This window comes from Pseudomonas sp. MBLB4123 (assembly GCF_051904775.1).
Classification (GTDB): Bacteria; Pseudomonadota; Gammaproteobacteria; order Pseudomonadales; family Pseudomonadaceae; genus Aquipseudomonas; species Aquipseudomonas benzenivorans_B.
On record NZ_CP196711.1, the window covers coordinates 3588864 to 3615030 of the forward strand.

Genomic DNA, 26167 nt, shown 5'->3' on the forward strand with positions numbered 1-26167 from the left:
ACGGGGCGACTCAGCCCCTGGGGGTGTAGCGACATTACTTCCTGTGACCGGGAGGACCGCAGCAGTCGATCATCGTATGCTGCTGCGGCCCTGACCCGGTCGTTTCATCCTTGAACCACGCCGCACGATGAGCGGCGAATGAGGAACGCCATGAGCAAGACCAACGAATCCCTGATGCAACGCCGCACCGCCGCCGTACCCCGCGGCGTGGGCCAGATCCATCCGATCTTCGCCGACCGCGCGGAGAACGCCACGGTCACCGACGTCGAGGGCCGCGAGTTCATCGACTTCGCCGGCGGCATCGCGGTGCTCAACACCGGCCACCTGCACCCGAAGATCATCGCCGCGGTGCAGGAGCAGCTGACCAAGCTCAGCCACACCTGCTTCCAGGTGCTGGCCTACGAGCCCTATGTCGAGGTTTGCGAGCGGGTCGCCGCGCGGGTGCCGGGGGACTTCGCCAAGAAGACCCTGCTGGTCACCACCGGCTCCGAGGCGGTGGAGAACGCGGTGAAGATCGCCCGCGCCGCCACCGGCCGCGCCGGGGTCATCGCCTTCACCGGCGGCTACCACGGCCGCACCATGATGACCCTGAGCCTGACCGGCAAGGTCGCGCCCTATTCGGCCGGCATGGGCCTGATGCCCGGCGGCGTGTACCGCGCCCAGTATCCCTGCGAACTGCACGGCGTCAGCACCGACGACGCCATGGCCAGCATCGAGCGCATCTTCAAGAACGATGCCGAACCCCGCGACATCGCCGCGATCATCATCGAGCCGGTGCAGGGCGAGGGCGGCTTCTACGTCGCGCCCAAGGCCTTTATGCAGCGCCTGCGCGCCCTGTGCGACCAGCACGGCATCCTGTTGATCGCCGACGAGGTGCAGACCGGCGCCGGGCGTACCGGCACCTTCTTCGCCATGGAGCAGATGGGCGTGGCCGCCGACCTGACCACCTTCGCCAAGTCCATCGCCGGCGGCTTCCCCCTGGCCGGGGTGTGCGGCAAGGCCGAGTACATGGATGCCATCGCCCCGGGCGGCCTGGGCGGCACCTATGCCGGCAGCCCGATCGCCTGCGCCGCCGCCCTGGCGGTGATGCAGGTGTTCGACGAAGAGAACCTGCTGGAGCGCTCCAAGGCGGTCGGCGAGCGCCTGGTCAGCGGCCTGAAGGAGATCCAGGCCAAGCACAAGGCCATCGGCGACGTGCGCGCCCTGGGCTCGATGATCGCGGTGGAGCTGTTCGAGGACGGCGACCTGCACAAGCCCAACGCCGCCCTGACCGGGCAGATAGTCGCCAAGGCCCGCGACAAGGGCCTGATCCTGCTGTCCTGCGGCACCTACGGCAACGTGCTGCGCGTGCTGGTGCCGGTCACCGCGCCGGACGCCCAGCTGGACAAGGGCCTGGCGATCATCCAGGAGTGCTTCGACGAACTCGCCTGAATCTCACCAGACCAGGCGTTTCTTGGACCCGCTTCGGCGGGTCTTTTTTTGCCCGCATTAAGCCAGGGGCCGGTGGGTGAAAACCGGTGCTTCGCGGCATGGCGCATTCAATGCTGGCGTAACAGCTCGTGCAGAATATCCAGCGCCGGGTCGATGTCCTGCGCTTCGATGGCGCCGAAGCCGAACAGCAGCCCCGGCATGCCTGGGCCCTCGGCGTAGAAGGGGGCGAGGTCGAGCAGCAGCACGCCGCGCTCGGCCAGCTGTGCGCACAGCCGGGTGCAGTCCAGCGGCTGGCGCAGGCGTGCGGCCAGGTGCATGCCGGCCACTGCCGGCAAGGCCTCCAGCCAGGGCGCCAGATCGCCCGCGAGCCGGCGCAGCAGGTGCTGACGCCGCCGGGCGTACTCGCGCTGCAGGCGCCGCGTGTGCTGGGCGAAGGCGCCGTTGCCGATGAAGTGCGCCAGCGCCAGCTGTTGCAGGCTCTCGCTGTGCTGGTCGGCCAGCTGTTTGGCGGCCGTGAGTTCGCCGCGCAGGGCGGCGGGCATCAACAGGTAGCCCAGGCGCAACTCGGGGAACAGGGTCTTGGAGAAGGTGCCGATATAGGCGACGCGGCCTTCGCGGTCGAGGCTCTGCAGGGACTCCAGTGGCCTCCCGTCGAAGCGGTACTCGCCGTCGTAGTCGTCTTCGATGATCAGCGCCTGGCGACGGCGCGCCCACTCCAGCAGCGCCAGGCGGCGGGGCAGGCTCATCGGCTGGCCCAACGGAAACTGGTGCGAAGGCGTCACGTAGACCAGCTTGGCCTGCTCCGGCAGGCAGTCCACGCGCAGCCCTTCCCGGTCCACCGGTACGCCGAGCACGCGGGCGCCGGCGGCCTCGAAGGCCAGGCGGGCGGGTGGATAGCCGGGCTCCTCGACCACGGCCAGGTCGCCCGGTGTCAGCATCACCCGCGCCAGCAGGTCGATGGCCTGTTGCGCGCCCTGGCTGACCAGGATGTCCTGCCAGTGGCAGCGGACCGCCCGGTTGACTGCCAGGTAGCGCGAGATCGCCAGGCGCAGCTCCGGGTTGCCGAGGGCCTCGGCATAGAAGGCCGGGCTGCGCGCCTGCAAGCGCAGGGCACGCTGCAGGCAGGTGCGCCAGGCGTCGAAGGGGAAACGGCGCTTATCGGTGGTGCCGCCGGCGAAGCTGTAGCGGGCCGGCCGATGCGCGGGCATGCGCCAGCCGGCGGCGATGGCTCGCCAGCGCGGGTTGGCCTGCAGGGCCGCCGTCGGCATGGGTGGGTGCTCGGGCGGCGCCAGCTGGCTGCTGACATAGGTGCCGCTGCCGACCCTGGCCTGCAGAAAGCCCTCGGCGGCCAGCCGTTCGTAGGCTTCGCCGACGGTCTTGCGCGACACCGTCAGGCGTTCGGCGAGAAAGCGCATCGGCGGCAGGCGATCGCCCGCCGCCAGGCGGCCGTCGAGGATGGCCGCGCGCAACTGCCGGTAGAGCTGGCCGGCGAGGTCTTGGCGGCCGTCGAGGGCGAGATGCAGTTCCACGGTAATGGCTACCTGAAAAATCTAATAATTGGCTATTCGTCGGGGCCAAAGCGCGACTTAGAGTAACGCCATGGTTCGCAAGGGGCGAGCCCAGGAACGAAGAGGAATAGACCATGAGCGCCCGTATCAACTGGTACAAGCAGTCCCCGGCGGCCTACGAAGCGATGCTCGGCCTGGAGCGGGCCCTGGAGACGTCCAGCCTGGAACTGTCCCTGCTGGAACTGCTGCGCCTGCGCGCCTCGCAGCTCAACGGCTGCGCCTTTTGCGTGAACATGCATGGCAACGATGCGCGCCGGGCCGGGGAAACCGAGCAGCGCCTGCAGTGCCTGAGCGTGTGGCGCGACACCGGTTTCTTCACGCCGCGCGAGCGCGCCGCCCTGGCCTGGACCGAGAGCCTGACGCTGCTGGCCGAGCAGGGTGCTCCGCAGGCGCAGTTCGAGGCCCTGCGCGAGCACTTTACCGATAAGGAAGTGGTCGACCTGACCCTGGCCATCGGCACTATCAATGCCTGGAACCGCTTCGGGGTCGGCTTTGCCCTGGAGCCCGAATAAGGCATGCGTCACGCCGCGACTGTCGACGCGCTGCTCTGAGACCGCGCAGAGCGGGACCCGCTACGGCGGGTCTTTTTTACCCCTTGCCCGCCTGGTCGATGGGCCCCGGGTGTCCGTGCCGGGCTCGCGCGCAAACACTAGCTGACGCCGTGAAAGGCCCGGTTTAGACTGCGCGGCCTTATCCAGACGAAGTGCATGGAATTGCCCGGATCGACGCCCGAGCCGGCCCGGCTCAAGCATTCGCCCCCCGCCCTGCCGAAGCCCCGTGGCGCCCTCCGGCACGCTACGGCGGGCAGGGCATGACCGCCCAGCTCGCCGCCCCCGAGATCCTCATCGCCGAGGCCGACCCCCCGGCCCTGCCCTATATCCTCATCAGCAAGCGTCTGGATGCCGCCAGCGTGCGTGCGGTGCGGCCCCTGGCGCCGACCGCCTACCTGGGCCGGCCCTTCAATGCCGAGCGTCTGCGTTTGCGCCTGCGCGAGGCCTGCGCGAGTTGATCGCGGCCTTCTACCGGCTCTCCAGCGGGGTGTTCTCCCGCGAGGCCCTGGTCCTCAACCTGACCGGGCTGCTGCTCAATCTGCCGCCGGAGCAGACGCCGAGCGACCTGCGCAGCGCCCGTTGCGTCAGCCTGCTGCGCCTGGACCCCGAGCTGCTGCTGCTGCTGCGCCTGCCGCCGGCCTAGGGCCGGCCTGGCACGGGCTGGCCGAACAGGCTGCGGGCGAAGACCAGGGTGCCGACGCCCCAGGCGCCGTTGAGCAGGAAGCCGATCAGGAAGCGCCCCGGCAGCTGGCGCAGATCGAAGCCCAGGCCCTTGAGCGGAAACACCAGCAGCAGCGCCACGCCGGTCAGGGCGATGCCGCCGAACAACAGGGCCTTGAGCCAGGGCTGCGGCGCGCCGGGTCGCCAGCGCAACAGGCCGAGCATCAGCATGCCCCAGACACCGCCCCAGAACGCCGCGGACAGCCAGGCCGGCACTCCCAGCGGCCAGGTGGCCTGGACGCTGAACGGGGCGAACGGCACCACGCCATAGGCGTGCAGCAGGCCCAGCAGTGGCTGATGGAAGCAGGGCACGGCGAGGAAACCGGCGAGAAAGAACAGGCTCAGGCGTCCCATGGACGACCTCCTTGGCGGGGATGCGGGGGCGATTCGGTCGCTACACGATTGGTATAACAAATCGCCGGGATGTAGCGGGCGGCTTGTAACAAAAGCGCCGGAGCCTCCTCTATAGTCCATATTTGCCAAGGAGTTACCCGTGCGCGCCATGCTCCCCCTGCTGGACCGGCTGGCCTTTCCGGCGATCCGCCGCGGCCATCTGGAGGCCCTGCAGATCAACCTGACCTATCGCTGCAACCAGCGCTGCCTGCACTGCCACGTCAATGCCGGGCCGACCCGCAGCGAGGCGATGACCGACGAGAGCCTGGCGCTGCTGCACCGGGTCATCGACGCCCACCCGGTGCATACCCTGGACCTCACCGGCGGCGCGCCGGAGATGCACCCGCGCTTTCGCGAGATCGTCACCCATGCGCGTCGCGAGGGCCTGCGGGTGATCGACCGCTGCAACCTGACCATCCTGAGCGAGCCGGGCTACGAGGACCTGGCCGAGTTCCTCGCCGAGCAGGGCGTGGAAGTCACGGCATCCTTGCCCTGCTACTCGCGGGACAACGTCGACAAGCAGCGCGGCGACGGCGTGTTCGACGCCAGCATCAAGGGCCTCAAGCAGCTCAACGCCCTGGGCTACGGCCAGGACGGCAGCGGCCTGCTCCTCAACCTGGTGTACAACCCCCAGGGGCCGCGCCTGCCGCCCCCCCAGGCGGCGCTGGAGGCCGACTACAAGCGCCACCTGCTGGAGGACTTCGGCATCCACTTCAACCATCTGCTGTGCATCACCAACCAGCCGATCGCCCGCTTCGGCAGCACCCTGGTCAGCAAGGGCCAGTTCAACGCCTACATGCAGCTGCTGCGCGACAGCTACCGCCCGGAAAACCTCGACACGGTGATGTGCCGCAGCCTGGTCAGCGTCGACTGGCAGGGCTACCTGTACGACTGCGACTTCAACCAGATGCTCGAGCTGCCGCTGCAGCTGCAGGGCCGGTTGATCGGCCGCGAGCGCGCGCACCTGCGCGACCTGCTGGACGGCTCGCTGGACGGCAACCCCATCGTCACCCGCGACCACTGTTTCGCCTGCACCGCCGGCCAGGGCTCGAGCTGCGGCGGCGCCCTCGACTCTTAAGGACTGACACATGGACGGAAACAGCGTGATCGGGCTGTTCTTCTGGGGCTTTCTGCTGGCCTACGGGGTGCTGATGCTGGCCCTGGCGCCGCGGGCGGTGACGCTCGGCGGCTTCTTCAACGGCGAGGACGGCCAGGGCCGCAGCGCGGCGCCCTGGCTGCTGACCTCGAGCATCTTCATCAGCTGGATCTTCGCCAAATCGGTGACCAACGCCGCCAACCTGGGGGCCAGTTACGGCCTGGTCGGCGGCCTGGCCTACGCCACCTACTGGCTGTCGATCCCGCTCACCGGCCTGGTGATCTACCGCCTGCGCCGGCGCTTCGCCGCCAGCGGCCTGGTGGGCTTTCTCGGCAGCCACTACGGTCGCGGCGCGGCCCTGGCCTTCTCCGCGGCTATCCTGATTCGCCTGTTCAACGAGGTGTGGAGCAACACCGCGGTGGTCGGCGGCTACTACGGCGACTCCGGCAGCGCCGAGTTCATCGGCGCCGCCCTGCTGTTCACCGCGGTGACCCTGGCCTACAGCCTGCGTGGCGGGTTGCGCAGCTCGATCCTCACCGACGCGGCGCAGGCGGCGATCTTCCTCGTCGCCCTGATCTGGGTGCTGGGCCTGGTGCTGCCGCAGCATTCGCCGGCCGAGCTGGCCAGCACCAGCCACTGGGCCCTGGACGCCGGCGTCGACCTGCTGCTGGTCGCCGGCCTGCAGATCTTCAGCTACGGCTTCCACGACCCGGTGCTGACCGACCGCGGTTTCATCAGCGAGGAGCGCACCATGCGCCGCTCCTTCATCGTCGCCGGGGTGCTGGGCTTCGTCGCCATCCTCGCCTTCAGCCTGATCGGCGTACATGCCCAGCTGAGCGGCATCGCCGCCTCGGACAACGTGCCGGCGGCCCTGGCCAAGAGCCTGGGCATAGGCGCTTTGCTGGTGATGACGGTGGTGATGGTCTCGGCGGCCGGCTCGACCCTGGACTCGACCTTCTCCAGCCTGGCCAAGCTGGCCGGGCGCGAGCTGCCGTTGCTGGCCGGCCGCGACCTGGGACAGAAGGCCATCGGCGTGGGCATGGCGGTGATGGTGCTGTTCGCCCTGCTCGGCAACCTGCCGATGATCGCCGGCACCGACATCCTCAAGGCCACCACCATCAGCGGCACCATGGTCATCGGCCTGGCCCCGGTGTTCATCCTCCACGGCCTGGTGCGCCCGACCCGGCTGGGCTTCCACCTGAGCTTCTGGTGCGGCCTGGGCCTGGGCCTGGCCCTGACCCTCGGCTGGATTCCCCAGGCCTGGGCCATAGGCGAGGGCAAGTACGCCCTGCTGCTGGGCACCAACCTCTATGGCCTGGGCCTGTGCGCCCTGGGCTATCTGCTGCCGGGCCTGCTGCGAGGGCGCAGCTGATGCGGCTGGGCAACTCCATGCTCTACGGCCTGGGCCTGGTCGCCCTGGGCTATCCGCTGCCCGGCCTGCTGCGGGGGCGCCGCTGATGCGCGCCGGGCGCGACTGCCCGCTGGACTACCGCCTGCCGCGCGAGGCCTTCGCCGGCGCGCCGCTGTTCGAGTGCGCCAGCCTCTACGTGGTCGGCGGCCTGTACGGCAACCGCCAGGCCCTGGCCGCCCTGCAGCGCTTGCTGGCCGACGAGCCGGGGGCGCGGGCGGTGTTCAACGGCGATGCCCACTGGTTCGACCGCGATCCGGCGGTGTTTCGGGCCGTGGAACAGGGCCTGGCCGGCCACCTGGCCCTGCGCGGCAACGTCGAGACCGAGCTGGGTCGCGACGCCGACAGCGGCGCCGGTTGCGGCTGCGCCTACCCGATGAGCGTGGATGACGCCGTGGTGGCGCGCTCCAACGCCATCCAGGCCGAACTGAACGAAACCGTACGGGGTCTGCCGGGGATGGCCGCGCGTCTGGCGGCGCGGCCGCCCTGTGCCCTGGTCGGTGTCGGCGGCCGGCGGGTGGCCATCAGCCATGGCGACGAGCGCTCCCTGGCCGGTTGGGATTGCGCCCGTGAGGCCCTGGCCGAGCCGGCGCGTCGACAGCAGCTGGATGCCTGGTTCGCCGCCAGCGGCGTGCAGGTGCTGGCGACCAGTCACACCTGCGCCGCCGTCGCCCTCGACCTGGCCAACGGCGCGCTGATCAACAACGGCGCCGCCGGCCTGCCGAACTTCGCCGACGGTCGCTACGGCCTGCTCAGCCGCATCGCCACGCGGCCGCATCCGCAGGCGCTGTACCGCTGCGAGCGCGCCGGCCTGTTTATCGAGGCCCTGGCGCTGCACTATGACCACGACGCCTTCGTCGCCGACTTCGACCGCCAGTGGCCGGCGGGCAGTCCGGCGGCCCTGTCCTATCGCGCGCGGGTGCTGGGCGCCGGCCTGGAGCCGCCCGCGGCGGCCCTGCTCGGCGGCTTCTCCCCGTGTCACCGTTCCTGCGCACTGGAGGCGCCGAACCCATGAACCCGCGTAAATTGTTGCTGGTCGCGGTCATCCTCGGCCTGATCGCCGCCTTCTTCGCCTTCGACCTCGGCCAGTACCTCAGCCTGGAGGTGCTCAAGGCCCAGCAGGCGGCGCTGAATGCCCAGGTCGCGGCCAGTCCCTGGCAGGCCGCCGGGCTGTTCTTCCTCGGCTATGTCGCGGTCACCGCCCTGTCGCTGCCCGGCGCGGCGCTGATGACCCTGCTGGCCGGCGCCCTGTTCGGCCTGTTGCAGGGGTTCATCCTGGTGTCCTTCGCCTCCACCCTGGGCGCCAGCCTGGCCATGCTCAGCAGCCGCTTCGTGCTGCGCGACTGGGTGCAGGGGCGCTTCGGCCGGCGCCTGGCCGGCATCGACGCCGGCATCGAGCGCGAGGGGCCCTTCTACCTGTTCGCCCTGCGCCTGGTACCGCTGTTCCCCTTCTTCCTGATCAACCTGGCCATGGGCCTGACCCGCCTGCCGCTGCGCACCTTCTGGTGGGTCAGCCAGGTCGGCATGCTGCCGGGCACCCTGGTCTACGTGAACGCCGGCCGCGAACTGGGCCAGCTCGAGACCCTGGGCGGCATCCTCTCGCCCGGGCTGCTCGGCGCCTTCGTCCTGCTCGGCCTGTTCCCGCTGCTGGCGCGCAAGCTGCTGGCGCTGCTCGAGGCGCGCCGGGTCTATGCCGGCTGGAAAAAGCCCAAGCGGTTCCAGCGCAACCTGCTGGTGATCGGCGCCGGCGCCGGCGGCCTGGTCAGCGCCTATATCGCCGCCGCGGTGAAGGCCAGGGTCGGCCTGGTGGAGAAGCACCGGATGGGCGGCGACTGCCTGAACACCGGCTGCGTGCCGTCCAAGGCGCTGCTGCGTTCGGCCAAGCTGGCCCACGAGTTGCGGAAGGGCGAGGCCCTGGGCCTGAGCGGGGTGAGCGGCGAGGTGGATTTCGCCGCGGTGATGCAGCGCGTGCAGCGGGTCATCGGCGACATCGCCCCCCACGACTCGGTGGAGCGCTACACCGGCCTGGGGGTCGAGGTGATCGAGGGCGAGGCGAAGATCACCTCGCCCTGGACGGTGGAGGTGAACGGCGAGACCCTGAGCAGCCGCAACCTGATCATCGCCGCCGGGGCGCGCCCGCTGGTGCCGAAGATTCCCGGCCTGGAGCAGGTGCAGGCCTACACCTCGGACAGCATCTGGACCCTGCGCGAGCGACCGCGCTGGCTGCTGGTGCTGGGCGGCGGGCCGATCGGCTGCGAGCTGGCCCAGGCCTTCCAGCGCCTCGGCAGCCAGGTGATCCAGGTGGAGATGGCCGAGCGCCTGCTGCCGCGCGAGGACGACGATGCCAGCGCGGCGCTGCTGGCCAGCCTGCAGGCCGATGGCGTCGACGTGCGCCTGCAGCACCAGGCCGAGCGCTTCGAGCTGGTCGACGGCGAGCAGCGCATGGTGGCCCGCCGCCTCGACACCGGCGAGCAGGTGACCATCGCCTTCGACTGCCTGCTGCTGGCCCTCGGCCGGGTGGCCAACGTTAGCGGCTACGGGGTCGAGGAGCTGGGCCTGAGGCTGCGCGACAACGGCACCCTGGAGACCGACGAGTACCTGGCCACGCGCTTTCCCAACATCTACGCGGTGGGCGACGTCACCGGTCCCTACCAGTTCACCCATGTCGCGGCGCACCAGGCCTGGTACGCCGCGGTCAACGCGCTGTTCGGCCCCTTCAAGCGCTTCAAGGCGGACTACCGGGTGATCCCCTACTGCACCTTCACCGCGCCGGAGGTGGCGCGGGTCGGCCTCTCCGAGGGCGAGGCGCGGCAGCAGGGGGTGGCCTACCAGGTCACCCGCTATGGCATCGACGACCTCGACCGGGCCATCGCCGACGAGGCCGCCCACGGCTTCGTCAAGGTGCTCACCGAGCCGGGCAAGGACCGCATCCTCGGCGTGAGCATCGTCGGCGAGCAGGCCGGCGAACTGCTGGCCGAGTACGTGCTGGCGATGAAGCACGAGCTCGGCCTGAACAAGATCCTCGGCACCATCCACAGCTACCCGACCCTGGCCGAGGCCAACAAGTACGCGGCCGGCGAGTGGAAGCGCGCCCATGCGCCCCAGGCCCTGCTGCGCTGGGTCGAGCGTTTCCATACCTGGAGACGGGGATGAACCGGGCTCTGCTGTTGGCCCTGGCCCTGCTGCCGTTGCTGGCCGTCGCGGACGAGGATGGCGCGGCGGGCAATCGACTGACGCTCTGGACGGCCGGCCCGCCGACGGCCGAGTGGTCGCCGCCCTGGCGGGTGGCCGACATCCCCAAGCTCAAGGCGCCGACCCGCAGCCTGGTCGAGCGGGACGGCCGCCTGGTGCTGCACATCGACGCCGCCGCCGCCGCCGGCGGCCTGTTGCATCCGCTGGACCTGCCCGGCGACCGGCCCTGGCGGCTGAGCTGGCAGTGGCGCAGCGAGCGGCGCCTGGAGCAGGCGCGCTTCGCCACCCGCGAGGGCGACGACTATGCCGCGCGGGTCTATGTGCTGCTCGACTATCCGCTGGACAGCCTGCCGTTCCTGACCCGGCAGAAGCTGCGCCTGGCGCGCACCTTCTACGACCCCAGCCTGCCGGCGGCGACCCTGAGCTACGTCTGGGACAACCGCCGGGCGCCCGGCAGCCACGCCCGCAGCGCCTACACCGAGCAGGTCGAGATGCGCGTGCTGCGCGGCCCCGAGGCGCCGCTCGGGCAGTGGCTGAGCGAGCGCCGCGACCTGCGCGCCGATGCCGTCGCCGCCTTCGGCAGCGCGCCGTCGCGCATCCTCGGCGTGGTGTTCGCCGCCGACAGCGACAACACCGGCGAACGCGCGCAGAGCTATTTCGCCGAACCCCGCCTGCAGCCCGCCGCGCCTTGATTGAGCCTTGCGCCACGGCACCTGCTGCCGCCATCCTCTGCGCCTGGCCAGTCTTGAAGAACCGATAGCGCGATGAACCACTATGACCTGATCCTGCTCGGCGCCGGCCACGCCCACCTCGGCGTGTTGCGCCGCTGGGCCCTGGTCGAGCGGCCGCCGGGGCGCATCGCCCTGCTCAGCGCCGGCCCGCAGGCCTGGTACTCGGGCATGCTGCCGGGGCTGCTGGCCGGGCGCTTCGCCGCCGAGGACTGCCGCATCGAGCTGGACCCGCTGTGCCGCGCGGCCAAGGTCGAGCTGCTGATCGGCGAGGCCGTGGGCCTGGAGCCGGCGCAGCGTCAGGTGCGCCTGGCCGACGGCCGGGAACTGAGCGGACGCTGGCTGTCGCTGAACCTCGGCGCCGAGGTCGCCTGTCCGCCGCAACGGGGCGCGGCCATGCAGGTGCTGGCGGTCAAGCCCTTCGCCGATTTCCTCGCCGGCTGGCACGCCTGGCAGGCCGAGCCGCAGCCGCTGGCGATCCTCGGCGGCGGCGCGGCGGGGGTCGAACTGGCCCTGGCCCTGGCCGGCCAGGTGCCGGAGTTGTCGCTGTTCTGCGCCGGCCAGCTGCTCGACGGGCATAACGCCGGGCTGCACCTGCGCGCCTGGGGGCACCTGCGCCAGCGCCGGGTGCGGGTGCGCGAATACTGTCCGGTCAGCCTGATCGACGGCGAGCGCCTGCTCAGCGGCGCGGAGCCGGTCTGGCGCGGCAGTCGCCTGCTTCTGGCCAGCGGCGCCCGGGCCTTGCCCTGGCTGACCCGCAGCGGCCTGGACTGCGACGAGGGCGGCTTCGTGCGCATCGGCGCGACCCTGCAGAGCCAGTCCCATGCCGCCATCTTCGCCGTCGGCGACTGCGCCAGTCTGCCCGGCGCGCGCAAGAGCGGGGTCTACGCGGTGCGCCAGGGGCCGGTGCTGGCGGCCAATCTCGCCGCCGCGCTGCGTGGCCAGCCGCTGCGCCCTTACCGGCCGCAGCGGCACAGCCTGGCGCTGCTCGCCACCGGCGATGGCGGGGCCCTGCTGGGCTGGCGTCAGTGGAGTGCCGGCGGCCGCTTCTGCGGGCGCTGGAAGGACTATCTGGACCAGGGCTTCATCCGCCGCCATAGCCTGCCGGGCTAGCAGGCCGTTGAAAAACTACCTACGTTGGCAATACTGCGTTAAAAACGGCCTCAAAATGCTCATTTACAGCACGTAAACTCCGCTTTTCCGGCCGTTTTCGCCTTGTCTTGCCTGCCTCGCCTACGTTTTTCAACGGCCTGCCAGGGCCGGTGCTGTCGCGACCAAAGGCCAACAGCCCTCCTAGACCAAAGTGCGATGGTCGCGCCTGGCCGACCGTGCTCGAATCGTTGCGCCCGGGGGCCTCGTCGCCGGCACCGCAGAACGATAAGCACGGGGTTTGCCATGAGTAATGCCGCCATTCGCCAGTCGCGCGCCTGTCTGCTGCACGCCCTCGGCCTGATCGCCTCGCTGTGGCTCGCCGAGCGGCTGCAGTTGGCGCCCTACGCCGCCGTGCCGCTGCTCCTGGGCGCCGCCCTCTGGCCCTGGCTGGGGGCCTGGCGGCGGCGCCAGGACAGCACCGCCACGGCGGACGAGGGGCCCGGCGGCTTCGCCGAGCTGAGCCGCACGCTGTCCCGGCACACCTGCCACAACGCCCTGTCCGCCGCCCAGGTGGCCCATGCCGTGCAACAGCTGGCGGCCAAGCTGCAGTCGCAGCTCGGCGCCATCGCACAGGTCAGCCAGGGCGCCGAGGCCATCACCCACACCGAGCAGGACAGCGCGCGGCGCGCCGAGCAGACCCTGGCGGCCGCGCAGACCGTGCGCCAGAACAGCGCCAGCGGCCAGCAGGCGGTGCAGCAGGCCATCGCCCGCATGCAGCAGCTCAGCGCCCAGACCGCCGCCAGCCGCGAGCTGATCGACGGCCTGGGGGCGCGCACCGAGCAGATCGAGCAGGTCACCCAGGTGATCCAGTCGATCGCCAGCCAGACCAATCTGCTGGCCCTCAACGCGGCCATCGAGGCGGCCCGCGCCGGCGAGCAGGGCCGCGGTTTCGCGGTGGTCGCCGACGAGGTGCGCCACCTCGCCGCACGCACCGCCAGCGCCACCGAAGAGGTCGGCCAGATGGTCGCCGACATCCGCCAGCAGAGCGCCGCGGTGGTCAGCCATATCCAGCACCAGGCCCGCGAGTTGGAACAGGCCGCCGGCCAGGTCGAGCAGACCGGTACGCAGCTGCACGGCATCGCCGACCTGGCCCAGGACGTGGAGCGCCAGGTGGCGCAGATCAGCGCCGGCACGGCGAACAATCACGAGCGCCTGGCCAGCCTGGCCGTCGCCGTCGAGCAGCTGCGCGGCGACGTGCGCGCCAGCGAGGGCCAGACCCGCCGGCTCGGCGACTCGGCGGCGCAGCTGGTCGGCCAGGCCGAGGCGGTCAGCGAGAAGCTCGCCGAGGTGAGCCTGGACGACTATCACCAGCGCATCTACGACCTCGCCCGCGAAGGGGCGGCGGCCGTCGCCGCGCAGTTCGAGGCGGACGTGGCCGCCGGGCGCATCGCCCTGGACGACCTGTTCGACCGCCAGTATCAGGCCATCGCCGGCAGTGTTCCGGCCAAGTTCAAGACCCGCTTCGACGGCTATGCCGACCAGGTCCTGCCGGTCATCCAGGAGCCCTTGCTCAAGCGCCACGAGGGCCTGGTGTTCGCCATCGCCAGCACGCCGCAAGGCTATGTGCCGACCCACAACACTGCCTTCAACCATCCTCCGACCGGCGACCGCGCGGTGGATACGCTCAGGAGCCGCAGCAAGCGCCTGTTCGACGACCGCACCGGGCTGCGTTGCGGCAGTCATCAACAGGCGCTGCTGCTGCAGACCTACATGCGCGATACCGGCGAGCTGATGCACGACCTGTCGGTGCCGATCTGGGTCCAGGGCCGCCACTGGGGTGGCCTGCGTCTGGGTTACAAGCCGGAGCCCTAGGTCCTGTACGAGAAGTGCCCGCGCTCGCTGCTGCTGCGTGAAAAACCGCCTCGCCTGACCGTCCCTCGACGGCTCTTCGTCCAGAACCCGGGCGGGAGAGGCTGCCGGCAAATGTTTAGCCGATTGCAATCCGAGCGTATGAATAATCCGATTTAAAGCCCGCCCGGCGTCGTGCGAGGCTGTTCGCCATGACTTCGTCGCCCGCGTTTTTCGCCCCGTTCCGTGACTGCCCGCGCCTGCGGGAGGGCCAGCGCCTCGGCGCCGAGCGGGCCAATTCGAGGCTGCCGGCGATACTCGCCTTCTGGGCGCTGTGGCATTGCCGCCATGCGCGCCCACCGGATGCCGCTCTCGTAAGCCGTCCATGACCTCGGCCGCTCAGCGGCGGCCGCTTCATCCGTCTCGCCCGTCCTGCGCCTGCCCAGCAGCGCCGCGGTGCGGGCACCGCGCCCGCCGGGCGCTTACGAGAGTCCCCCATGTCATTCGCTGCCGTGCAAGAGGCCGAGGCATTCCTCGCCCATCACCCCGATATCGAACTGTTCGAGCTGTTCATCCTCGACGCCAATGGCGTGCCCCGCGGCAAGCTGCTGCACCGCGAGGAGCTGCTCGCCGTGTACCGCAGCGGCCGGCCGCTGCCCAGCACCATCCTCGGCCTGAGCATCCACGGCGAGGATGTCGAAGACACCGGCCTGGTCTGGGAGGTCGGCGACATCGACTGCCGCGCCTATCCGTTGGCCGGCAGCCTGGTGCGCCTGCCCTGGCGCCAGGTGCCCACCGCCGCGCTGCAGGTCGGCATGCACCCCGAAGAAGGCCTGCCGGCCACCGTGGCCGACCCGCGTCATGTGCTGGTGCAGGTGATCGAGCGCCTCGAGGCCGCGGGCTATCACCCGGTGATGGCCTGCGAGCTGGAGTTCTATCTGCTCGACCGGCAGCGCGATGCCCAGGGTCGCCCGCAGCCTGCGCGGGATGCCGACGGCGGCCGGCCGCGCAGCACCCAGGTCTACGGCCTGCGCGAACTGGAGCAGCTCGAACCCTTCCTCGCCGACCTCTACGCCGCCTGCAAGGCCCAGGGCATTCCGGCGCGCACGGCGATCTCCGAGTACGCCCCCGGCCAGGTGGAAATCACCCTGGAGCACGGTCCGGCGCTGGCCGCCATGGATCAGGCGGTGCGTTACAAGCGCCTGGTCAAGGGCGTGGCGCACCGGCACGGGATGCAGGCCTGCTTCATGGCCAAGCCCTTCGATCACCTGGCCGGCACCGGCATGCACATGCACGTCAGCCTGGCCGATGCCCGGGGCGCCAACCTGTTCGCCGGCCTGCCGGACGACCTCGACGGCCCGGCCGGCAGCCTGCTCAAGCAAGCCCTGGGCGGTCTGCTCGAGAATCTGCTGGATTCGCTGCTGCTGTTCTGCCCCAACGCCAACTCCTACCGGCGCTTCCAGGCCAACAGCTATGCGCCGCTGGCGCCGACCTGGGGTGTGGACAACCGCACCGTGAGCCTGCGCGTACCGGGCGGGCCGGCCGCCAGCCGGCATATCGAGCACCGCATCTGCGGCGCCGACGCCAACCCCTACCTGGCCGCCGCGGCGATTCTCGCCGCCATCCACCACGGCATCTGCGCGCGGCTCGACCCGGGCGCGCCGGTCGAGGGCAACGGCTATGCCCAGGCCAAGGAATTGCTGCCGACCGACTGGCTGACCTCCATCCAGGCCCTGGAGCGTTCGGCCTGGGCCCACGAGGCCCTGGGCGTGGAATTCCTGCGGGTCTACCTGGCCATCAAGCGCGCCGAGTACCGCCAGTTCATGGGCGAGGTCGGCGAGCAGGACTGGCGCTGGTACCTGGCCAACGCCTGAGGCGAATTGCGCGGCGTCGGGCGGCCAGCCTACGCCCGACCCCAATATTTCCGGGCCGCGCCTGGCGCGGCCCTACGGCGGCCCGGCCGCCCGACGACAAGGACCAGACGATGAATGCCATCACCCCTCCCGTAACCCCGGCCGCCGAGCGCTGCCCGTCCTACTACAGCGCCAGCCTCAACCAGGAAACCGCCTACCCGACCCTGCAGGGCCGCCACCGCGTCGATGTGGTGATCATCGGCGGCGGCTTCACCGGCGTGGCCAGCGCCGTCGAGCTGGCCGAGCGCGGCCTCAAGGTGGCCGTGGTCGAGGCGAAGAAGATCGGCTGGGGCGCCACCGGGCGCAACGGCGGCCAGGTCACCGGCAGCCTGTCCGGCGACGCCGCCATGCGCAAGCAGATGCGCAACGGCCTGGGGGAGGAAGTCGACGACTTCATCTGGCGGCTGCGCTGGCGCGGCCACGACATCATCGAGAACCGCGTGGCGACGTACGGCATCGCCTGCGACCTCAAGCGCGGCCACCTGCATGCGGCGATGAAGCCCAGCCACATGGCCGAGCTGGAAGACGCCTACGAGGAAGCCGTGCGCCGCGGCATGGGTGCGGAGGTTCGTCTGCTCGATGGCGCCGGGGTGCGCGAGCAGCTGGGCAGCGAGCTGTACTGCGGGGCGATCAGGAACGACCGCAACCTGCACCTGCACCCGCTCAACCTGTGCCTCGGCGAGGCCCGCGCGGCCGAGGGCCTGGGCACGCTGATCTTCGAACACTCCGAGGTGCTGGAGATCGTCCACGGCGCCAACCCGGCGGTGATCACCGCCGGCGGCCGCATCGACGCCCAGCAGGTGCTGCTGGCCGGCGACGTCTATCACAAGCTCGAACCCAAGCGCCTCAAGGGCCTGATCTTCCCGGCCATGGGCGGCATCGTCACCACCGCGCCGCTGGGCGAGCTGGCGCAGCAGATCAACCCCCAGGATCTGGCGGTCTACGACTGCCGCTTCGTCCTCGACTACCATCGCCTGACCGCCGACGGCCGCCTGCTGTTCGGCGGCGGCGCCAACTACTCGGGGCGCGACTCGCGGGACATCGCCGCCGAGCTGCGCCCGGCCATCGAGCGCACCTTCCCGGCCCTCAAGGGCGTGGCCATCGACTTCCAGTGGAGCTGCGCCATGGGCATCGTGATGAACCGCATCCCGCAGCTCGGCAAGCTGTCGGACAACGTCTGGTACTGCCAGGGCTACTCCGGCCACGGCATCGCCACCAGCCACGTCATGGGCGAGATCATGGCCGAGGCCCTGACCGGCACCCTCGGCCGCTTCGACACCTTCGCCGCCTGCCGGCAGATCAAGGTGCCCCTGGGCGAGCAGCTGGGCAACCCGATGCTGGCGGTCGGCATGTGGTACTACCAGCTGCTGGAGAAGCTGCGCTGAGTCGAGGTAGGGCGTTGAAGCTGCAGGGTGGTTTGCTAGGGCCGGGCCGATAGTTGCCAGGGGAGGGCGACTATCGGCCATTACCAGCCAGATATATGTATCTACGACATCGAGACCGACTCAGCGATTCGTGCTGCCTCATGTGGGCTCGTGTTGTATAGCTAGTTTCGTTGAGACAAAATGCCATCAGCGAGTGAGCGAGGGAGCGCGAAGGCTGTCATGAGATCGAAATTTCTCGCCTCCGCCCCCTCAATTTTGTCCAGAACATGTCAGCTGATTGAGTTAGAGATAGTAGGAGTGCAACGGGGTGCTGAGCGAAGAAGATAAAAAACTTTCAGTTGTAATTTTCAGCTTACTTAGAAATGCAACTAGTCAGCAGGTCGTAAAGGATTTCTTGAAAGGCAAAAACGTTCCGACCTCCGGTAACTGGGACGAACTTTATGAGAAGCGCATTTTGCCTGCGCTCAATCAAGCAAAATTCAGCGTAAAAGACTTACGTGAACTTCTCCAATCAGTCGAAGAGTTTGGGCGCCAGCACACCTTCCTGTATCGATGCACTCCTCAGCGGGCCAAGGCATTAATTAACCCTAATCGAGTAGTTGCGATCGCTAAAGACGAAAAGCTTGATGATCTATTTGATACGCCGCTGGATATCTATCTTCCAGAAACTCCGACTATCGTTGATATCAGAATATTGCAGCATGGCGCACATGATCCAGTCAGCTTAACAATTAAGATTGTCGAAAAACGCCTAATTAAAACCTTTCAGTCAGAAGTGATCGATCGCGAAGCGGGTGAGATAACCAAGAAGTACAGCTTTACCGAGAAGCGTGCAGTAAATGTCGCCACTTTAGATCACGAAGGGCTCCTCGAGCTTCGAATTGCATCCCAAGATAACTCTACTAAGTACACTGAATTAGTAAGGGTCATGCAGAACTGTATAAGCAAATTTATTCCGCAGGATGGCTTTAGCGCGGTCTCACTCAGTGCGGCGAAAGATAAAATCCATAAAAATCGCGCAACCCTTTCGAGTGAGTTCAGATATAGTAATTCGACAGCGGTGAACGATTTAGGAGCTGTGCTGCAAATTTCGTCTTCCTCTCAAGAGGACAACCTTTCGTCTGATAACGGATCGATGACCGCAATCGACAGCTTCTTGGCTAGTGATGGCCACGTTACGGGGACGAATGTTTACGCTAAACTACCCGGAACGACTCCTCAGCGAGAAATTCATTTGTTGCTAAGTGGCGATGTTAATGAATTTGCTGTTCCTGTAGCATGCTCCGCCGGAGATTACTCTTATGTACGCGGAAAAGTTATCGCCCTTAATTCGTAAATTTCCTCAAGATGCAGAGGCTTTACGAAGAATGGAAAAATTTCTGGAAGATTTTGAAGCCAGAAGGGCCGGCGACCTTTTTCGGATAAGACTTAGCTCGGCGAGGATGTTTGATATCCTGCAGGCGGGAAGCATTTCTCGCTTGTCTAGAGTAATCACTATATTGCTGGAAGGGGAAGTCTTTCGCAGGCAGCTCTTGGTTCGAGTCCCTTCCGGCGGAGGGATAACATTCTCATCATACGCGGAGCTTCCTGAGGTCGTTCGAGACCCTGTAAAAGATATAGAAGTCTTCGTTACTGAAGAAAACATCGAGCCCTCTTATATCCTGGTGACGAATGCGCCCCGCTGAAATTGTTGAGCTTGTTAATGAGACATGGAATAACTCAGTACCCAGCAAGAGGCTTCGACAACTTCAGCTTGTTCGGCAGCAGATTCCAGAAGAGCACCTAGAGTTATTTGACAGTCTGACAGACTCCAAGGTTTCTGGAGTACAAGACAGCCCATCCGCAACCGTCGTCATTTTAATTCATGGCATTCAAACGGATGGCGCTTGGCATAGCTTGGTTGAGAAGGAGCTGAGCACGCTTCCTTACACCAATGTTCACGGTCTTGGATATAATTTCGTATCTGCTTTTCAACTTGCTTCCCCAGTCCGCAGCGCTCCTATAAAAAAAGTCACGCAAGACATTAGGGATGCGAGATCTATGGAGCCCAATGCGAAATTCATAGTTATTGCACACAGCTTCGGTAGTTATATATTGAGCAGAATTTTGGCCACCTCTCCCGATATAAAATTCTCCCGAATAATTCTGTGCGGATGCATTATTCCAACGAGTTATCGCTGGGGCTTGTATACCAAGGAGATGGAAAGAAAGTCAATATTAAACGATGTAGGTACGCGAGACTTTTATCCGGTCTTGGCGACTTTCTCAAGCATTGGCTATGGCAGTTCAGGGAGAAAAGGGTTTCAAACTCCAATAGTTAAGGACAGATTCTTTAATTATGGTCACAGCGACTTCTTCGAACCTAAATATAATCACATTTCGACGTATTGGAAGCCGTTCATTTCTGACGGTGAAATAATCGAGTCCGAATGGGATCAAAACAAGCCGAAGCTTGGCATTGGAACAAATCTAATGTCTCACCCGTGGATTGGTCGGGTAATATTTTTCGGCACCATCCTCATAGGAATTGGCCTATTTGTAAGGTGGTGGTTTTCATAAACTATTGAATGCTGAGTTTTCGTGCCGCTAACTGGCAGTTTTTGGCCGGTTGCTGCCCGATCCGACAGGCCGCTCCGGGCCGATCTCCGCCTTGCACTCCCCGGGCGCGCTTAATGCCAGGCCCCTTAACAGGCCGTGCCGCTCCGCACCCATAAATGGCCGGTCTAGCGCACGGAGTGGTCGCCGTCCGCCAGCGGACGGCGGCTCGGCGCTGGCTGCACCGTGCGCCGGGCCGCCTCGCGGTCTTCGACGAAGCCGACCGGCGCCGAGCCGTCGGCGTTGTGCTGGAGTATCTCGCTGGGCTGGCCCTGCTCGTCGAAGAACACCTGGCCGAGGCCGGCGCCGTTCCACAGGCGTTCGCCGGCCCGGCTGCGGCTGGGGATGCGCGGCACCACCTGCAGGCGGCGGCGCTTGGTCAGCCAGTTGAGCGGCGAGCGCGGCGAGTAGAGCCAGCGGTTGAGGCGGTCGAACCAGTCCAGCAGGCGCCGTGGGAACTCGTTCTTCAGGCCGCTGCTGGTGATCTGCCAGATCTGCGGGGCGCTCTTGCGGTGGCGGATCAGCACCCGGTAGACGAAGGAGTAGTGCACGTCGCCGGACAGCACCACGTAGCAGCCCGGGGTGCGCGAGTGGCGGAAGATGTTGAGGATCACCCGGGCGGCGCCGCGATGGGCCATCCAGTTCTCCGCATCGACCAGCAGCGGGTGACCGCACCAGGTGAAGACCCGCTGCACCGCCTCGATCAGCTTGACCCCGAAGATCGGCGCCGGCGACACGATGATCGCCGCCGGGTGGTCGAGCAGCGCCTGTTGCAGCTCGCACAGGCCCTCCCAGTCGAGCAGCCCGGACGGCCGCTGGGGGTGGCGTTCGCTGCGCCAGCGCCGGGTGCGGGTGTCCAGCACCAGCAGCGCCGGCTCGGTCGGCAGCACGTAATGCCAATGGTGGAAGTGCAGCAGGCGGTCGATCAGGGCGTCCTGGGCGGCGCCGTCCAGCTGGTTGCGTCCGTTTCGCCCGGCGCCCATGGCCTGGAATTGCTCCAGCGCCTCGGCGAACACGTCCGGGTCGTTGCCCCAGCCCTGGCACAGCAGGTAGCCGATCAGCGCGTTGCCGATGATGCGCCGGGAGAAGGGGTGGCCGTAGGCGGTTTCCTCCCACTGCGCCGAGAGGTTCCAGTCGTCGGTGACGTCGTGGTCGTCGAAGATCATCAGGGTCGGCAGGTGGGCCAGGGCGCGGGCGACGCCGCCGAGGCCGTCGCGGAACGCCTCGATACGGCCCCGTTCGTCCTCGTAGCGCCGCGCCCGCTCGGCATCCAGGGTCGGCCGGCCGCTGCCGAGCAGGGTCCAGGGCGTCGGCGACCAGACCAGCAGGTACATGGCCAGCACCTCGGCCAGGGTCACCAGGTGGTTGTCGGCGCTGCTGGTGGTGAAGATCGGCTTCCTGACCCCGCCGAAGAAGCGTTCGCGCAGGCCGACGTTGCTCTGCAGTTCCGGCAGCAGTTCGCTGCGTTGGTAGTAGCCGAGCGCATGGCCGTAGAGGGCGTCGCTGTCCTCGACCAGGGCGCCCTCCAGGCGCTCGCCGAACAGCCCCAGGCGCGCGATCAGCTGGTGGATGGCGCACAGCATGGGCCCGGCGACGTCGTCGGCGTAGATCTGGTCGCCGCTCATCAGCAGCAGCGCCGGGCGCTGTTCGGGCGCCGGCCGTGCGGCCAGCAGGCGGTCGGCGCACAGCAGGCCGTCGGCCGCGGCGTGGTGCGGCTTGCGGCAGGAGCCGTGGAGCAGCTGGTCGATGCGCGTACGCAGCACGAAGTTCGGCCGCTCGGCGCCGTCGTACAGCAGGTGCGGCGCCCAGTCGGCGATGCCTTGCACGGGCGCGTCGTCGCCCTCGAGCAGCAGGTCGTAGTCGATCTGCACGTCCCGGGGTAGCGGCTGCTCGAGGCGCAGGTCGATCAGGTGGACGAAGGCCCGCTCGCCCACCTGCAGCACCCGGCAGCGGTCGGCGTCCAGCGGGTAGTCGGTTTGCCCCGCGCCGGCGTGGCTCAGGCGCAGGCGCAACGACAGCGCCCGCGAGCCGACCAGCCAGAGCACCAGGCGCTCGGATTCCAGGCGGCGCAGCAGGGGGCCGGCCAGCACCGCCGGCAAGGCGTTGGAGGGAGCGGCGCTGGGCGGCTGTGTCGGCATCGGGCTGGGGCTCCTGGGGGCGTGGGGATAGACCATGGCCTGTGGCGAGCGTTCGGCCCGTCATTGTTTCCGCGTGTGGCTGCGCCCGCCGCTTAGCGCGCCGCCTGGCGCAGGCGCGGCAGGTCGAGCAGTTCGATCTCGCCGTAACTCAGGCGCAGGATGCCCTGGGCCTCCAGCTCCTTGAGGATCTGGTTGGTGGTCTGCCGGGAGATCGCCAGCATCAGGGCCAGCTGCTCCTGGGCCAGGTGGATGACCCGACGTGGCTCGCCCTCGCCGTAATTTTCGGCGATCAGCAGCAGGCGCCGGGCCAGGCGCGGCGCGGCCGGCAGCAGGCTCATCTCCTCCAGGGCGATAAACGCCAGGCGCAGCTTCTGGCTCATCAGCAGGGCGAAGTCGCGCCAGTAGCGCGGCTCGCGTTCGAGCAGGGCCAGCAGCTCGGCCTGGGGCACCAGCAGCAGGGTGCTGGGGCACTCGGCGAAGGCGTCGTGGGTACGCGGCTGGCCGTCGAACAGGGAGATCTCGCCGAACCAGTAGGGCGGCTCGACCAGGGTCAGCAGCGCCTCCTTGCCGTCGGGGCTGACCGCGCCGACGCGCATGGCCCCTTCCAGCACCGCGTACAGCCCGCTGGGCGGGTCGCCGCGGCGGAACAGGCGCTGCCCGGCCTCCAGGCGCTGCTCCCGGGCGGCGGCCAGCAGGGCCTGCTGCAGGGCCTCGGGCAGGGCGGCGAACCAGTGGCCGCCCCGCAGGCGGGCGCGCTGGGCATCGTTCATCGGCGATCTCCGTTGATTTGTCGGCTAGCCGACAGAGGGGCGCGGTGGGCCGGGGCCATCATCATCCGACCCGCCCGCCACGAGGACAAGCCCGATGAAGACCCTGGTCGAATACCTGAGCCAGTACGCCGCCTACCACCGCGACCGGCGCAATATCGCCAGCCACTTCATCGGCATTCCGCTGATCGTCCTCGCGGTCGTGGTGCTGCTGTCGCGGCCGGGCCTGGAGGTGGCCGGCCTGTGGCTGTCGCCGGCGGCCCTGGCGGCGTTGGTGGCCGCGGCCTTCTACCTGCGCCTGGACCTGCGTTTCGGCCTGCTGATGGCCGCCCTGCTGGGGCTGTGCCTGTGGGCCGGCATGGCGCTGGCGGCCCAGGCCACCGGGCTGTGGCTGAGCGCGGGCCTGGGGCTGTTCGTGGTCGGCTGGGTCATCCAGTTCGTCGGCCACTATTACGAGGGACGCAAGCCGGCCTTCGTCGACGACCTCATGGGGCTGGCCATCGGGCCGCTGTTCGTGGTGGCCGAGGCGGCCTTCCTCCTCGGCCTGCGCCGCGAACTGGAGCGGGCGGTGGTCGAGCGCGCCGGGCCGACCCGCATCCAGGCGAAGCGGGCCTGACCCGGCGGCGTGCTTCAGCGGCTCTGCGCCATCCACTGCTGGGTCAGGGCGCGGCTGTGGCGGTCCACGGTGATGGGCGCGAAGGGCCGGCCGGACACGCTCTGCAGGGTGTTGCTCTTGCTGTTCATGTCGCTCAGGGCGGCCTTGAGGTATTCCCAGCGCACCCTGAGCTTGGCCAGGGCCGGATCGGCCTTGGCATCCAGCGCCGCCAGCTCCTGGTCGACCGCCGGCACCAGCAGGCGTTCGTCCTGGCCGAGGTAGGTGTCCGGCTGCTCGCGGGCGATCTCGAAGCTGCCGATATAGGAGCGGCTGAGGTACTGCACGGCGAGGTACTCGACCTTGGCCGACAGCTCGCTGTCACCGGCGTGCGCTAGCTGGCGCGCGGCATGCAGGAACTCGCGCAGCGCCTTGGCCAGCTCCTGGGGATAGCCCCAGGGCACGTTGTCCTCGCTGGGGCCAAAGGAAACGCCGCGGCGCAGCTGGGTAACAAGCTCCAGGTGGCTGGCGCGCAGGGCGTCGCTGCTCTGCGGCAGGCTCTGCACGGCGGCGGCGAGGGTCTGGATGTCGTTCTCCAGGCGTTGCCGGTGGCTGTTCTGGAAGCCCTCGCCGCGCAGCAGCAGCAGGCTGCTGGTGGCGCGGCTGGCATAGGCCTGGACCTGGGGGCTCGCCGCCTCGGCGACGGCCAGTGGCGGCAGGCTGACGAGGACGCCGAGCGTCCAGAGCAATAGCGGTCTGAGTAGCGACTCGAAGCGCATCCGGGGTGCTCCTTGTTGTTGTTGTGAGCAGTGCGGAACTGGGAGCCGTGGCAGGCCCCGTCCGCAAGAGTAGCGCCAGGGCCGGCTAGGGGCATGACCCGAAAGAGTGATTTCGTCGGAAAGTGGGCGCGCCTGGTTCAGTCGGACGCCAGCAGGGAGACCGACTTGATCTGCAGCCACAGCCCCTGCTGGCGGTGGATGCCCAGGCGGTCGAAGGAGTAACGGGTGATGCGGGCGATCAGCCGCTCGTCGCCGACCCTCAGGTTGACCAGCACCTGCGCCTGCTCGTCCAGCACCAGCCAGTGCTCGACCCGTGCCGGCAGCAGGTTGAGCAGGCTGCTGCCCTCGGCCCGGTTCAGGCTCAGGCTGACGTCGCGGGCCTTGACCTTGATGCGCACGCGCTGGCCCGCAGGCAGCGGGCCGTGGCTCAGCTGCAGGCGGGCGTCGCAGCCGCCGAGCTCCAGGCTCAGCAGGCGATAGGCCGGGTCATAGGCGCAGACCCGGCCCTCCACCACCGCCTCGGCGTCGTCCTCGAGGATGAACGGCAGGTCGGCGCGCAGCAGGGTCTCCTTCAGCGGGCCGCTGGCCTGCACCCGGCCCTGCTCCAGGACCACCAGGTGATCGGCCAGGCGCGCCACCTCGTCCGGCGCGTGGCTGACGTAGAGGATGGGGATCTCCAGCTCGCGGTGCAGGCGCTCCAGATAGGGCAGCACCTCCTGCTTGCGCCTGTGGTCCAGGGAGGCCAGCGGCTCGTCCATCAGCAGCAGGCGCGGGCTGGTCAGCAGGGCGCGGGCGATGCCGACGCGCTGGCGCTCGCCGCCGGACAGGCGCTCGGGCATGCGTTCGAGCAGCGCGGCGATGCCGAGCAGCTCGGCGGCCTGCTCCAGACGCACCCGGCGCTCGCCGGCGGCGATGCGCTTGAGGCCGAACTCCAGGTTGCCGCGCACCGACAGGTGGGGGAACAGGTTGGCGTCCTGGAACACATAACCCAGGGGGCGTCGGTGGGGGGCGAGGAAGCGGCCGCCTGCGCTGTCCTGCCACAGCTCGCCGTTGACCCGCAGATAGCCCTCGGTCGGCCGCTCCAGGCCGGCGAAGCAGCGCAGGCAGCTGGTCTTGCCCGAGCCGGAGGGGCCGAACAGGGCGCTGATGCCGCGACCCGGCAGGCGCAGGTCCAGGTCCAGGGCGAAGCCGGGATGCTCGATGCGAAAGCGCGCCCGGATCAGCCCGTCGCCGTTGGCTGCGGCGGCCGTGACCGCGTCGCGTCCACGTGGCCGCCAGATCATCGCCAGGCCCTGCGCGCCTGGCCGCTGGAGTAGAGCGCCAGCAGCACGATGAAGGAGAAGGCCAGCATGCCGCCGGCCAGCCAGTGGGCCTGGGTGTACTCCAGGGCCTCGACATGGTTGTAGATCTGCACCGAGGCCACCTGGGTCCGGCCGGGGATATTGCCGCCGATCATCAGCACCACGCCGAACTCGCCGACCGTATGGGCGAAGCCGAGGATGGCGGCGGTGACGAAGCCGGGCCGGGCCAGCGGCAGGACCACGCTGAAGAAGGCGTCCCAGGGCCCGGCGCGCAGGGTCGCCGCGGCCTCCAGGGGCGCGCGGCCGATGGCTTCGAAGGCGTTCTGCAACGGCTGCACGACGAAGGGCAGGGAGTAGATCACCGAGCCGATCAGCAGGCCGGCGAAGCTGAAGGTCAGGGTGCCGAGGCCGAGGCCCTGGGTCAGCTGGCCGATGAAACCATGGGGCCCCATGCTCACCAGCAGGTAGAAGCCGATCACCGTCGGCGGCAGCACCAGGGGCAGGGCGACGATGGCGCCGACCGGCCGCTTCAGCCAGGAGCCGGTGCGCGCCAGCCACCAGGCGATGGGCGTGCCCAGCAGCAGCAACAGCAGGGTGGTCAGCGACGCCAGCTGCAGGGTCAGCAGGATGGCGTCGAGGTCGGCTTGGCTCAGGGGCATGCGGGGCCTGC

Annotated in this window: 23 protein-coding genes and 1 pseudogene; 17 read left to right on the forward strand and 7 right to left on the reverse strand. The window is 68.3% G+C overall.

Annotation, left to right across the window (positions count from 1 at the left end):
* The first annotated feature begins 150 nt into the window (after positions 1 to 150).
* The gene (gene gabT, locus ACSX1C_RS16590) at positions 151 to 1431 is read left to right on the forward strand and encodes a 4-aminobutyrate--2-oxoglutarate transaminase (protein WP_439887051.1); all 1281 of its coding nucleotides are present in this window, start codon (positions 151 to 153) and stop codon (positions 1429 to 1431) included.
* A 107-nt stretch (positions 1432 to 1538) separates the two neighbouring features.
* Here gabT and ACSX1C_RS16595 read toward each other — a convergent pair whose 3' ends face one another.
* Entirely contained in the window at positions 1539 to 2960 is a 1422-nt protein-coding gene (locus ACSX1C_RS16595; protein ID WP_439887052.1) for a PLP-dependent aminotransferase family protein, read from the reverse strand.
* Between the two features lie 113 nt (positions 2961 to 3073).
* Here ACSX1C_RS16595 and ACSX1C_RS16600 point away from each other — a divergent pair, with 113 nt between their 5' ends.
* The 3 genes and pseudogenes from ACSX1C_RS16600 to ACSX1C_RS16610 all read left to right on the forward strand — a co-directional run bounded on the left by ACSX1C_RS16600 (position 3074) and on the right by ACSX1C_RS16610 (position 4193).
* Positions 3074 to 3511, forward strand: coding sequence for a carboxymuconolactone decarboxylase family protein (locus ACSX1C_RS16600; RefSeq protein WP_439887053.1), 438 nt, complete (start codon positions 3074 to 3076; stop codon positions 3509 to 3511).
* 356 nt (positions 3512 to 3867) lie between these two features.
* Positions 3868 to 3987, forward strand: a pseudogene (locus ACSX1C_RS16605) (histidine kinase); the annotation flags it as partial.
* 17 nt (positions 3988 to 4004) lie between these two features.
* Positions 4005 to 4193, forward strand: a complete 189-nt coding sequence (locus ACSX1C_RS16610) for a hypothetical protein (protein WP_439887054.1) — start codon at positions 4005 to 4007, stop codon at positions 4191 to 4193.
* Here the strand turns inward: ACSX1C_RS16610 and ACSX1C_RS16615 are convergent.
* On the reverse strand, positions 4190 to 4624 hold the full coding sequence (locus ACSX1C_RS16615; protein WP_439887055.1) for a hypothetical protein: 435 nt from the start codon (positions 4622 to 4624) through the stop codon (positions 4190 to 4192). The two genes, ACSX1C_RS16610 and ACSX1C_RS16615, sit on opposite strands and share 4 nt — an antisense overlap.
* 148 nt (positions 4625 to 4772) lie before the next feature.
* Between ACSX1C_RS16615 and arsS the strand changes: the two genes are divergently transcribed.
* The 12 genes from arsS to ACSX1C_RS16675 all read left to right on the forward strand — a co-directional run bounded on the left by arsS (position 4773) and on the right by ACSX1C_RS16675 (position 19884).
* Entirely contained in the window at positions 4773 to 5741 is a 969-nt protein-coding gene (gene arsS / locus ACSX1C_RS16620; RefSeq protein WP_439889434.1) for an arsenosugar biosynthesis radical SAM (seleno)protein ArsS, read from the forward strand.
* A gap of 10 nt (positions 5742 to 5751) precedes the next feature.
* A complete protein-coding gene (locus ACSX1C_RS16625; protein WP_439887056.1) occupies positions 5752 to 7131 on the forward strand; it encodes a sodium:solute symporter in 1380 nt (459 codons plus the stop codon).
* Between the two features lie 85 nt (positions 7132 to 7216).
* Positions 7217 to 8182, forward strand: a complete 966-nt coding sequence (locus ACSX1C_RS16630; RefSeq protein ID WP_439887057.1) for a hypothetical protein — start codon at positions 7217 to 7219, stop codon at positions 8180 to 8182.
* Positions 8179 to 10320, forward strand: coding sequence for an FAD-dependent oxidoreductase (locus ACSX1C_RS16635; RefSeq protein ID WP_439887058.1), 2142 nt, complete (start codon positions 8179 to 8181; stop codon positions 10318 to 10320). The genes ACSX1C_RS16630 and ACSX1C_RS16635 overlap by 4 nt, the downstream gene beginning before the upstream one ends.
* A complete protein-coding gene (locus ACSX1C_RS16640) occupies positions 10317 to 11051 on the forward strand; it encodes a DUF3047 domain-containing protein (protein ID WP_439887059.1) in 735 nt (244 codons plus the stop codon). The genes ACSX1C_RS16635 and ACSX1C_RS16640 overlap by 4 nt, the downstream gene beginning before the upstream one ends.
* A gap of 72 nt (positions 11052 to 11123) precedes the next feature.
* The gene (locus ACSX1C_RS16645) at positions 11124 to 12200 is read left to right on the forward strand and encodes an FAD-dependent oxidoreductase (RefSeq protein WP_439887060.1); all 1077 of its coding nucleotides are present in this window, start codon (positions 11124 to 11126) and stop codon (positions 12198 to 12200) included.
* A gap of 282 nt (positions 12201 to 12482) precedes the next feature.
* Positions 12483 to 14051 (forward strand): methyl-accepting chemotaxis protein, encoded by a 1569-nt coding sequence (locus tag ACSX1C_RS16650; RefSeq protein WP_439887061.1) that lies wholly within the window; start codon positions 12483 to 12485, stop codon positions 14049 to 14051.
* A 473-nt stretch (positions 14052 to 14524) separates the two neighbouring features.
* Positions 14525 to 15901, forward strand: coding sequence for a glutamine synthetase family protein (locus tag ACSX1C_RS16655; protein WP_439887062.1), 1377 nt, complete (start codon positions 14525 to 14527; stop codon positions 15899 to 15901).
* A 110-nt stretch (positions 15902 to 16011) separates the two neighbouring features.
* Positions 16012 to 17325, forward strand: coding sequence for an NAD(P)/FAD-dependent oxidoreductase (locus ACSX1C_RS16660; RefSeq protein ID WP_439887063.1), 1314 nt, complete (start codon positions 16012 to 16014; stop codon positions 17323 to 17325).
* 307 nt (positions 17326 to 17632) lie between these two features.
* The gene (locus ACSX1C_RS16665; RefSeq protein ID WP_439887064.1) at positions 17633 to 18661 is read left to right on the forward strand and encodes a hypothetical protein; all 1029 of its coding nucleotides are present in this window, start codon (positions 17633 to 17635) and stop codon (positions 18659 to 18661) included.
* Entirely contained in the window at positions 18627 to 19010 is a 384-nt protein-coding gene (locus tag ACSX1C_RS16670) for a hypothetical protein (protein ID WP_439887065.1), read from the forward strand. Before ACSX1C_RS16665 ends, ACSX1C_RS16670 begins: the two co-directional genes overlap by 35 nt.
* Entirely contained in the window at positions 18997 to 19884 is an 888-nt protein-coding gene (locus ACSX1C_RS16675; protein ID WP_439887066.1) for a hypothetical protein, read from the forward strand. The genes ACSX1C_RS16670 and ACSX1C_RS16675 overlap by 14 nt, the downstream gene beginning before the upstream one ends.
* Before the next feature lie 164 nt (positions 19885 to 20048).
* Here the strand turns inward: ACSX1C_RS16675 and ACSX1C_RS16680 are convergent, their stop codons facing one another.
* Together ACSX1C_RS16680 and ACSX1C_RS16685 are read right to left on the reverse strand one after the other, a co-directional pair.
* Entirely contained in the window at positions 20049 to 22058 is a 2010-nt protein-coding gene (locus ACSX1C_RS16680; RefSeq protein WP_439887067.1) for an alkaline phosphatase D family protein, read from the reverse strand.
* 92 nt (positions 22059 to 22150) lie between these two features.
* Positions 22151 to 22828: a Crp/Fnr family transcriptional regulator gene (locus ACSX1C_RS16685; protein ID WP_439887068.1), complete on the reverse strand. Its 678-nt coding sequence runs from the start codon at positions 22826 to 22828 to the stop codon at positions 22151 to 22153.
* A gap of 94 nt (positions 22829 to 22922) precedes the next feature.
* Between ACSX1C_RS16685 and ACSX1C_RS16690 the strand changes: the two genes are divergently transcribed.
* On the forward strand, positions 22923 to 23441 hold the full coding sequence (locus ACSX1C_RS16690; RefSeq protein ID WP_439887069.1) for a DUF962 domain-containing protein: 519 nt from the start codon (positions 22923 to 22925) through the stop codon (positions 23439 to 23441).
* A gap of 14 nt (positions 23442 to 23455) precedes the next feature.
* Here the strand turns inward: ACSX1C_RS16690 and ACSX1C_RS16695 are convergent, their stop codons facing one another.
* The 3 genes from ACSX1C_RS16695 to modB form a co-directional block, all read right to left on the reverse strand.
* Positions 23456 to 24196: a hypothetical protein gene (locus ACSX1C_RS16695; protein WP_439887070.1), complete on the reverse strand. Its 741-nt coding sequence runs from the start codon at positions 24194 to 24196 to the stop codon at positions 23456 to 23458.
* A 137-nt stretch (positions 24197 to 24333) separates the two neighbouring features.
* Entirely contained in the window at positions 24334 to 25479 is a 1146-nt protein-coding gene (gene modC / locus ACSX1C_RS16700; protein WP_439887071.1) for a molybdenum ABC transporter ATP-binding protein, read from the reverse strand.
* Positions 25476 to 26156 (reverse strand): molybdate ABC transporter permease subunit, encoded by a 681-nt coding sequence (modB, locus tag ACSX1C_RS16705; protein ID WP_439887072.1) that lies wholly within the window; start codon positions 26154 to 26156, stop codon positions 25476 to 25478. Before modB ends, modC begins: the two co-directional genes overlap by 4 nt.
* Positions 26157 to 26167: the final 11 nt, after the last annotated feature.